Source organism: Pseudothauera lacus (assembly GCF_003034845.1).
Lineage (GTDB): Bacteria > Pseudomonadota > Gammaproteobacteria > Burkholderiales > Rhodocyclaceae > Pseudothauera > Pseudothauera lacus.
In genome coordinates this window covers 442,709-450,905 of record NZ_PZKC01000001.1, presented here as the reverse complement: position 1 = coordinate 450,905, position 8,197 = coordinate 442,709, and the positions used below count along the sequence as shown (strand labels likewise).

The window sequence follows — 8,197 nt, the reverse complement described above, 5'->3', positions numbered from 1 at the left end:
TGCATTGGGTGCTCAGGATTGCGCCCCGCCCGCCAGCGGACACACCCCGGCCGCCGTTGCTGTGTCCGTGTTGCGGCAGCCCGATGCAGATTCTGCGCCGGCGAATTCCTCCCGCAACGGTCCGGCGACGAGGATCGGTTCCGGCTGCGGAGACGGTCGTGTAAGCCCGCCCACCTGAGAGGGTGGTGCGCCGGCCGGCGCCGCGGTGGCGCTCGGCCAGAATTTGCCGAACTCGGCCAAAAAGGACGCGTTCGAGGTGCAAAATCGGGCGCACTACCCAATCTGCACGCGCTGAACCCGCCATCGCCAGCCCCGCGTGCTGGCCACCTCGGCCCATTCCGGGTCGGGGCACTTGAAGCTATTTCCAGGGAAACGAACCGGGCTTGTTCAACAATCGGTTCATGTCGTGGCTCGCTTCGCGATCACGACATAACCTTAATCGTTATGCTTTGCCCATGTATTTGTATTCGCCGATCGTTTTTGAACATAAACCATACCCTTTGTCTTCATAAATCTCGAAGACAGCCTGAGCAACAGGCAAGGGAATATTCAATGACTCATGTATTTCAACGCCATTTATCCATTTTCCAACCCAACAGGAATCTACTTTATTTATCAGAGCTTCCATTTTTTGTGCTTCCTCTGTTAGTGCGCACATATACATAATATACGATGGATCAACCACTCTGAGGCCTGCAGCAAATTGCTTCCCAATAGCATGACAGCCCTTAATGAATTTCTGCGACTCCAAGGCTGCAAGCGGACGGCTATATTCTTTGTAGAAGTTATCTGCAAACTCAATTGAATTGGAATTAGTTTCCTTTATTTTCTGATAAATATGCTTCGACAACTCCGGAACCTGTTCATGCAAGTGACTAATTGGGTCTTCGAGCTTCGCAACACGCTGAAGTAGAGCTTTCGACTCAATTTCAGAATTGAGCTGCACAAGTGACGATGCGACGGGAAACGAAGCGCCGGCAACCCTAACAATTGAAAGTAACCAATCCACCTCGATTCTCCTTTTTGTGAGCATAACAGTTGTACTAGACGGCGTGGGCCGGAAGGTGAGTATACGGAGTCCGCATATTGTCCCGTGTGCTGTAGTACGTTAGCATTTTCTCGTCTGGCAACTTCATCGTCATTTCGGGTGACGGTAGCCCAAGCCCATGACTCTGTCAAACAGCTCCGACGCGGTGGCTCGCTTCTGGCACAAGTACATGAATTCGCTCATCAAGTCCGGTGTGAAGGCGTCGGCGGCGAAGTACTATGCGCGCCACGCCCAGGCCTATGTGGCGGCCTCGTCCGGGCGCCGGATCGCGACCCATTCGGCGGGCGATGTGGAGGCGTGGCTGGCGGAGCGGGGAAGGGTAGACGGAATGGCGGCCTGGCAGTTCGTGCAGGCAGTGGAGGCGGTGCGGCACCTGCTGGTGATGGCCGCGGCGCCGGCGGCGGACGGGGTTGATTGGGCTTTCTGGCGGGAGGGCGGGCGCACGCTGGCCGGGGATCATCCGACCATTGCGCGCAGCAGCGCGCCTGCTCCGGTTCTGCCTGATCGACCGGGGGCGTCGGCGGGTCCGGGGGCAGGCGACAGGCTGGTGGCCGTGATCCGTCAGCGCAACTATTCGATCCGCACCGAGCGGGCGTACCTGGGCTGGTTGCAGCGCTACCTGCGCTTCATCGGCGGGGGCGACCCGGCGCGCGCTGGTGGCGTGCAGGTGAAGGCCTTCTTGCAGGCGCTCGCGGTCGAGGGACGGGTCGCAGCCAATACCCAGAACCAGGCGCTGAACGCGCTGGTGTTCTTTTACGATCAGGTGCTGGAGCAGCCGCTTGGCGAACTGGGTGCCTTTGCCCGCGCGAAGCGTCCGCAGCGCCTGCCGGTGGTGCTGTCGCGCGATGAGGTGATGCGCCTGCTGGCCGGGCTGCAGGGCATGCACGCGACCATGGGCGCGCTGCTCTACGGTACGGGGATGCGCTTGATGGAGTGCGTACGCCTGCGGGTGAAGGATATCGATTTCGGCTATGGGCAGATCGTGGTGCGCGACGGCAAGGGGCAGAAGGATCGCGTGGTGCCGTTGCCGACGCGCCTGGTGGTTCCGCTGCGCGTGCATCTCGACAAGGTGCGGGGGCTGCACAGTGACGATCTGGCCTTGGGGGCCGGGGCGGTGTATCTGCCCGATGCGCTGGCGCGCAAGTATCCCAACGCGCCGCGCGAGTGGGGCTGGCAGTACGTGTTCCCGGCGAGCCGCCTGGCCGCGGATCCGCGCGATGGCACGGTGCGCCGACATCACGTGCACGAGAGCAGCCTGCAAAAGGCGGTGCGGGCCGCGACACGGGCGGCCGGTATCGACAAGCCGGTGAGCTGCCATGCGCTGAGGCACAGTTTTGCGACCCATATGCTGGAAGGCGGCTACGACATCCGCACGGTGCAGGAACTGCTTGGCCACTCGGATGTGAAGACCACGATGATCTACACGCATGTCCTGAATCGCGGCGGCCTGGGGGTGGTGAGTCCGCTCGATCGTGCCTGAAGGGGTGTTCAGGCGCGGGTCTGCATGTAGAAGGCGAACAGTTCGGGATTGAGTGCGCGCAGGCGTTTGCGCTGCTCGACGATGTCGTGATGGCGGCCCTGGCGTTCGAGTATGAGCAGTTCGGCGACCAGGTGGCAGGCCAGTTCCGGTGCGCAATGCTGCGGCGTGCGGGCGCCTTGCAGCACGGTGCGCAGTTCCGGGTGAGCGACCAGCGCCCAGGCGGGAAACCACGCAAAGTCTGCTGCGGTGGCGGCGTGCTCGCGCGCGTAGCGATGCAGCAGGCGGGCGAGCGCCGGGGCGGGCAGGGCTTGCGTGAGGGCGGCGAAGCGAGCGGCATCGAGCCAGGCGAGCTCGGCGAGCAGTGGCCATGCCTTGTCCAGCCCGTGGAGATGGAAGCAGGCTTCGGCGGCCCAGGCGAGCGGGACCGGGATGCGCCGCCAGGCGGGGATGGTGTTGACGTGGTGTTCGGCGGCTGTCCAGTCGCCGGCTCGCAGGTAGAGACCCGTGGCATGCGCATCGGGTGCCTGCGCGCTGTACGGGAGATGTGTCGCGGCTTGGGCAAGGGCCAGCCGGACGGGGCGCAGCCAGTGCCCGGCTGGCCCTTCGCCGAACAGGGAAATGGCGTCGGCGCGGGGTGCGTGCTCAAACGCCGCGACGGCCTGGATCGCCTCGGCATGGGTGGCAAACGGGGTGACTTCTGCCTTGAGTACGCCGAGCAGGTTTTGTGCGGGGCGCAGTGTGGCGTCTGTCGGATACTCCGCTGCCAGGGCCGCGAGTGCACGCCCACCGGCGCCCACATCGCGCGATCGCAGCGCATCGATCAGGTCGTTGCGCAGCATGACGTCGCGGCTGTCTGAGAACAGGTCGAGCTGCATCGGGGGTGAGGGGCGTCGGAGTCCTGGCGCCCATCTTACGCCGGAAGCATGTTTACCAGAACAGGCTTTCCTGTTCGCCCTTTTCGCCCAGTTCCAGCATGGCCTCGGCCAGGGCCGCGAGTTCCGCCGGCAGGGTTTGTGCGCGCAGGGCGGCGAGCAGGCCGTGGTCGCGTTCGCCGAGTGGGCGGCGGTGGGCGAGGCCGCGCAGTTCTTCGGCGCCCATACGCCAGGGCGACCACGCTTGCGCGGTTTGTTCCCACAGACGGGCGGCGTGCAGGGCGATGGCGATGCCGTCCGGGTCGGGGTCGCAGGCAATGGCGAGCGGGGCGGGGGCGAGCGCGAGCAGGTGGGAGACGGCGTCTACCCACCAGCCGGGTGGATAGCCGGGCAGCCAGAGCACGGCTTCGTCCGCTGCGCGGGCGGCGGCAGCCTTCTCGAAGGCACTGCGGTTTTCCACCACACGCCAGAGCCTGGGTGGATGGTCGATGCGGGTGATGGCCTGCACCGCCTGCGGCGGCAGGCCGATGAAGCCGGGCAGGGCGCCCAGCGCCAGGGGGCCGGCGGGGCCGTTCAGGGAGATGTTTGCCGAGATCAGCAGCAGCGGGGCGTGGGCGGCGATGCCGAAGGCGGCCAGATCAACGCTTTCGGCCAGCCAGCGCCATTCGGTGTCGGTGATCTTCTTGGTGTCGGCGCGCGCGAACCAGGCGAAGTCGCGCCGGGTGGCCTGTCCGCGGTGACGCTGTTCGTCGTGCCAGCGTTGCAGGGCGGCGAGCAGTTGCAGGCGGTCAAGCGCGGTTTTGGGTGGGAGTTCGTCAAGTGTGCTGCGCGCCGCATCGAGTTGCGGCAGGGCGAAAGTGTTCTGGCGCGTTTGATCCCACTGGCGGCGGAGGGCATCCGGTTCGGGCAGGGCCAGCGCGCGGCGTAATGCGGCGGGGTCGATGAAGCGCAGGCTGTGCGGCGGCCAGTCGCGGCGTTGCGGGTCGCGCCGTTCTTCCATTTCCACCAGACCCTCGGCGAGTAGCCGGTCGAAGAGCTGCAGGGCGGTGTTGGCACGCAGCGCGCCGGCGCGCTCCAGCAGCTTGTCGCAGCGGTAGTGCTTGTCGGCGTCCGCGCGGCGCACCCAGTGGGCGAGCAACTCACGCCAGGCGGCAGGCTAGGTGTCGAGCAAAGGCGCGGGGCGGTCGAAGGCGCGGCGCAGGCGTTTGCCGCGCAGGGTGGAGCGGGCAGGGTCGGTGAGCCAGGCGGTGGAGATGCCGGCGGGGTCGGGCGGGAGCCAGGTGAGGGAGGGTGCGTTCATCCCTTGGGCGTAATACTGGACAACTCGGTTGCGACCGCCTGGCGGAGTTCTGAGAGGTGGTCTTCGACAACTTGCCAGACCAGTGCCAGATCGACGCCGAGGTACTGATGGGCCAGCACGTTGCGCAGGCCGGCGATCTGCCGCCAGGGAATCGCGGGGTGGCGGACGCACAGATCGTCCGTGCCGAGATCCTTTACTGCCTGACCGATGATCTCCAGATTGCGGATAACTGCGTCCTGTGTTTTGGCGTCATCCATGAAAGCCTGCTTGCCGTTGGCAGTGTAAGTGTCGATCCTTTCCAGGCATTGCAGGACGTGGCGAAGAAACACCGTCCGATCTCGACTCACAGCGGGCGGGCCTCACGCAGGATGCGTTCGCGCAGGAAGGGGCTGACCCCGTTTGGGGTGACGACATCTGCGCGGCGGCCGAGGAGTGCCTCGATATCCTGCTGAAGTCCGACCAGGTCGAGCAGGGAGGCACCGGCTTCGAATTCGACCAGGAAGTCGATGTCGGAGTCCGGCTTGTCCTCACCGCGCGCGACGGAGCCAAAGACGCTCAGCGTGCGGGCCTTGTGAGCGGAGGCCATGCGCATCAACTCGACGCGATGGCGGCTGAGTCGTTCAAGGGTGGTCATGCCGGGCTCCTTCGGGTTGCTCCCCGCAGTGTAATCACTCTGCGGGCGGTTTGCAGCCTGCCGGCATCACACCGCCCGCGCCAGCACCCCGATGGTTGGCGCCCAGTCGTCGCCCGGTTTCTTCTTGCGCGTGACCAGGGTGAGCTGGGCGGGGGCGAAGACGTTGGCGTTGTGGGTGACCGGGGTGGTGATGAGGTATTGCGCGCGGGTGGCGCGCAGGAAGGTGCCGACGCGGTCGATGTTGGCGACGTCGAGGTGGGCGAAGGGTTCGTCGATGAAGACGAAGCCGCCGGGGCGGGCGTCGTCCATCAGCAGGGCGATGAGCAGGATCAGCGACTTCATCACCTGCTGGCCGCCGGAGGCTTCGCCGTCGTTGAGGCCCACGGCGCCCTTGCGGTCGAAGTCGAAGCGTACTTCGAGGCCGGCCTGGCCGAGCGAGAGGTCGTCCGCGCCGAGCGCGGGCGGCGGGCAGTCCACGCCCACGCCGGCCAGTTCGCCCAGGGCTTTGAGGTTCTTGCCGTACTGGCGCACGGTGGCGCGCAGCTTGGCGATGTAGGCGTTGCGCGCTTCTTCGGTGAGGCGGCGGGTGGTGGCGCAGTAACCCTGGCGTTCGCGGTAGTCCTGTTCGCGCTTGGCGACGTCGGCCTTGAGGCGTTCGGAGAGGGTGAGCACGGCGGGGTCGGTGATCCAGTCGCCTTCGTCGAGGTGGCGGCGCAGGCGTTCGGCCTGCAGGCGGGCGCCGCGGCCGTCGCCGTATTTTTCCGCGAGCAGGGCGATGTCGGCCGGGTCGCGCCAGTGCGCGGGCATGCCGCGGCGCAGGCTGCGCAGGCGCTTCAGGCGCTGGGCCTGGGCGTGGCGGCGCGGAGCGGTGGTGTGGTCGAGTTCGAGCAGGCGCTGGTCGATGAAGCGCAGTTCGCGCTCGCGGCGTTCGAGTTCGATACTGATGCCGGCGAGCTTGCCGGAGATCTGTTCCTGGCGGGCCTGCATCTGGCTGCGTTGTTCGTCGGCGGTGGTGAGCGCGGCGCGCGCCTGCGGCAGTTCGGCTTCCGCCGCGGCGTAGCTTTCCGCCTTGGCGGCGAGCAGCTGGGCGGATTGCAGGCCGAGCAGGCGGCCGCGCAGCGCGGTGAGGCGGTCGGCGGCGTCCTGCACCTGGGGGCGCAGCGCGGCGAGTTCGCGGTCGAGCGCGCGGATGTCGTCTTCGAGCTGGGCGATGCGCGCCTGGCGGGCCAGTTCGCCGAAATGGAAGTCCGCCGGGCGGCCGAGGTGGCGGGCGCCGCGGCGTTCGCGGTGGTAGGCGTCGCGGGTGATCCATTCGATGTCGCGCGGCAGCTCGCGCGCTGCCTCGACGCTATCCACGCGGCGGATGCGGTTGAGCAGGTCGGTGAGCCAGCGCGGCACCGGGGCGGAGAAGTTCACCACTTCGGCGAGGCTCTGCGGGCGCGCGGGCGGCGCGGTTTCGCGCTCCGGCACGACGAAGTGGCGGAAGCGTTCGCGCTCGCCCAGCGCCCAGGCGGCGTGGCGGTCGGACTCGCGTTCAAGCAGGATGACGTGGCGGTAGGGGCGCAGCACCGCTTCCAGCGCGGCCTGCCAGGCGGCGTCGGTGACTTCGACCACTTCGGCGAGGCTGCGGTGGGCGATGCCCTGTTCGTCGAGCAGCGCGCGGAAGCGCGTGACGTCCGGCTCGCCCGGCGGGCCGCTGCGGCTCTTGGCGGCGCGCAGGCTGTCGGAGCGTTCTTCGAACTTCGCTACCAGTTCGCGTTCCTGCGCGCGCAGGCGGGCGAGGGCGGCTTCGGCCGCTTCGTGTTCGCGTTCGAGTTCGACGGCGTCGGCGCCGTGTTCGGTGGCGAGCTGGGCGCGCAGGGCGTCGCGTTCGGCGAGCAGCTTGTCCAGGTCGCGCACGCGGTCGCGCGCGGCGAGGTAGCCGGCTTCGATGCCGTGGTTGTCTTCCTTGAGGCGGGTGCGTTCGGCTTCGGCCGCGGTCTTCTCGCCGTGCACTTCTTCCAGGCGCTGCTGGGCGTGGCGACGTTCGGCGTGACGGGCGGCGCGTTCGTTCTTGTCGGCGGCCAGTTGCTGGCGTTCGGCGCTGGCGTCGCGGGCCAGTTCGGCGGCTTCCAGGCGCGGCACGATCTCGGCGTCGAGCGCCTGGGCCTCGTCGGCAAGCTGCTTCCACTGCAGGTAGTTGTCGGCCTCCAGGCGGCGCGCTTCGGCTTGGGCACGCAGGCGGTCGAGATCCAGACCGAGGTCGTCGAGTTCGCGCTCGGCGCTCTTCTGCTCTTCGCGCGCGGCCTCGTAGTTGTCCAGCACCTCCTTGTCGCCGAAGACGTCGAAGACCAGCTCCAGCAGGGCCTTGGGGGAGTATTCGCAGAGCTTGTCGGTGTCGCCCTGTTCAAGGGCCAGCACCTTGGCGATGGCCGGGGTCAGCCCGCCCCAGGCGAGCCTGCTCTGGTAGTCGCGCAGGCCGACCCAGTCTTCGGTGCGTTCCAGTTCCTCGATGGCGACGTCGCCATCGACGATGGTGTAGTCGCGCGTCCATTCACCCCCGGCGCGGCGGATGCGGCAGGCCAAGGTGACTTCGTCGTGCAGGCAGGGGAAGAAGGGGCGCCGCCCGCTGCTGCCGGGCTGGTTGGCGACCACCGCGCGAATCCACGCAAAGCTGCGGTCGGCGCGGCGCACATAGCGGCGGAAGTCGCGCTTGCCCGAGCAGCGCAGCGCGAAGAGCGTGCGCAGGGCGTCGAGCAGGGTGGTCTTGCCCGAGCCGTTGGGGCCGACGATGGTGATGATCTGCGCGTCCAGCGGCAGCGAGAAGCGGCGCCAGTAGTCCCAGTGGACGAGTTCGAGTTGCTTGATGTGGAACATGGGGAGG

The 8,197-nt window shown here is 67.0% G+C and carries 8 protein-coding genes; 1 reads left to right on the top strand and 7 read right to left on the bottom strand.

Annotated elements, in window-relative coordinates; genetic code table 11:
- Nucleotides 1-442 precede the first annotated feature (442 nt).
- Nucleotides 443-1,009 (bottom strand): hypothetical protein, encoded by a 567-nt coding sequence (locus C8261_RS17125; RefSeq protein WP_146161632.1) that lies wholly within the window; start codon nt 1,007-1,009, stop codon nt 443-445.
- Nucleotides 1,010-1,166: 157 nt separating this feature from the next.
- Here C8261_RS17125 and C8261_RS02000 point away from each other — a divergent pair, with 157 nt between their 5' ends.
- Nucleotides 1,167-2,528, top strand: coding sequence for an integron integrase (locus C8261_RS02000; RefSeq protein WP_456238933.1), 1,362 nt, complete (start codon nt 1,167-1,169; stop codon nt 2,526-2,528).
- Between the two features lie 8 nt (nt 2,529-2,536).
- Here the strand turns inward: C8261_RS02000 and C8261_RS01995 are convergent, their stop codons facing one another.
- From C8261_RS01995 to C8261_RS01975, 6 genes are all read right to left on the bottom strand, one after another.
- A complete protein-coding gene (locus C8261_RS01995; RefSeq protein WP_107491966.1) occupies nt 2,537-3,403 on the bottom strand; it encodes a hypothetical protein in 867 nt (288 codons plus the stop codon).
- A 52-nt stretch (nt 3,404-3,455) separates the two neighbouring features.
- Nucleotides 3,456-4,523, bottom strand: a complete 1,068-nt coding sequence (locus tag C8261_RS01990) for a DUF2399 domain-containing protein (RefSeq protein ID WP_181358808.1) — start codon at nt 4,521-4,523, stop codon at nt 3,456-3,458.
- Nucleotides 4,524-4,556: 33 nt separating this feature from the next.
- Nucleotides 4,557-4,700 carry a hypothetical protein gene (locus C8261_RS17270; protein ID WP_181358807.1) on the bottom strand — a complete coding sequence of 48 codons (144 nt, stop codon included), beginning with the start codon at nt 4,698-4,700 and terminating at the stop codon, nt 4,557-4,559.
- Nucleotides 4,697-5,029 carry a HepT-like ribonuclease domain-containing protein gene (locus tag C8261_RS01985; protein ID WP_219905107.1) on the bottom strand — a complete coding sequence of 111 codons (333 nt, stop codon included), beginning with the start codon at nt 5,027-5,029 and terminating at the stop codon, nt 4,697-4,699. Before C8261_RS01985 ends, C8261_RS17270 begins: the two co-directional genes overlap by 4 nt.
- A gap of 14 nt (nt 5,030-5,043) precedes the next feature.
- Entirely contained in the window at nt 5,044-5,334 is a 291-nt protein-coding gene (locus tag C8261_RS01980; RefSeq protein ID WP_107491963.1) for a nucleotidyltransferase family protein, read from the bottom strand.
- A gap of 66 nt (nt 5,335-5,400) precedes the next feature.
- Nucleotides 5,401-8,190 carry an AAA family ATPase gene (locus C8261_RS01975; RefSeq protein WP_107491962.1) on the bottom strand — a complete coding sequence of 930 codons (2,790 nt, stop codon included), beginning with the start codon at nt 8,188-8,190 and terminating at the stop codon, nt 5,401-5,403.
- Between the last annotated feature and the right edge of the window lie 7 nt (nt 8,191-8,197).

Bases quoted from the DNA above. Each gene is read 5' to 3' on its own strand.
- C8261_RS02000 (WP_456238933.1), top strand. From the start codon at position 1,167: ATGACTCTGTCAAACAGCTCCGACGCGGTGGCTCGCTTCTGGCACAAG.
- C8261_RS01995 (WP_107491966.1), bottom strand. From the start codon at position 3,403: ATGCAGCTCGACCTGTTCTCAGACAGCCGCGACGTCATGCTGCGCAAC.
- C8261_RS17270 (WP_181358807.1), bottom strand. From the start codon at position 4,700: ATGAACGCACCCTCCCTCACCTGGCTCCCGCCCGACCCCGCCGGCATC.
- C8261_RS01980 (WP_107491963.1), bottom strand. From the start codon at position 5,334: ATGACCACCCTTGAACGACTCAGCCGCCATCGCGTCGAGTTGATGCGC.
- C8261_RS01975 (WP_107491962.1), bottom strand. From the start codon at position 8,190: ATGTTCCACATCAAGCAACTCGAACTCGTCCACTGGGACTACTGGCGC.